Source organism: Rhizobacter sp. P2_H2 (assembly GCF_056403375.1).
Genome location: NZ_JBFUFP010001719.1, coordinates 1 through 678, shown reverse-complemented (window position 1 = coordinate 678; position 678 = coordinate 1). Strand labels below are relative to the sequence as shown.

The window sequence follows — 678 nt, the reverse complement described above, 5'->3', positions numbered from 1 at the left end:
GCTCACGGCCGCGCGCATCTCGTCCTTGGAATAGCCGGCGAGCCGCAGCCCGAAGGCCATGTTCTCGGCGACCGTCATGTGGGGGTAGAGCGCATAGCTCTGGAACACCATCGCGATGCCGCGCTTGGCCGGCGGCACGTCATTGACGAGTTCGCCGCCGATGTAGAGCTCACCCGCGGTGATGTCCTCGAGGCCGGCGATGCAGCGCAGCAGCGTCGACTTGCCGCAGCCCGACGGCCCGACGAACACCAGGAACTCGCCGTCGCGGATCTCCAGGTCCACGCCGTGCAGGATCACGACGTCGTCGAACGCCTTGCGCAGGGCCTTCAGCTGGAGATCGGCCATGGATTGCTCACGTTGTCGTTCCTGGATGTCGGAAGTCACAAGTCAAAAGGGCCGGCTTCTCAGCCGGCCCGTACTGCTCTCAACTCAGCATTTCAGCAAAACCGAGTCTTCAAACCGTCCCTCTATCAGAACCAGATTTCAGCCTGGGCACCATAGGACGTGCCCTTGGTGTCGCCGTTGGCGCGGTTGGTGACGCCGGCGCCGCCGTTCTCGGCCGCGTTGGCCGCCGCGTTCCACTTGGCCGTCGTCACGTACAGGCGCAGTTCCGGACCTCGGCCGCGTTGGCCGCCGCGTTCCACTTGGCCGTCGTCACGTACAGGCGCAGTTCCGGAC

Annotated in this window: 2 protein-coding genes; both read right to left on the bottom strand. The window is 65.2% G+C overall.

Annotation, left to right across the window (positions count from 1 at the left end; genetic code table 11):
• On the bottom strand, positions 1-345 hold a 345-nt coding region (locus AC1D15_RS35820; RefSeq protein ID WP_477829830.1), incomplete at its 3' end, for an ABC transporter ATP-binding protein.
• A 125-nt stretch (positions 346-470) separates the two neighbouring features.
• The coding region (locus AC1D15_RS35815; RefSeq protein ID WP_477829829.1) for a carbohydrate porin at positions 471-678 on the bottom strand (208 nt) is incomplete at its 5' end.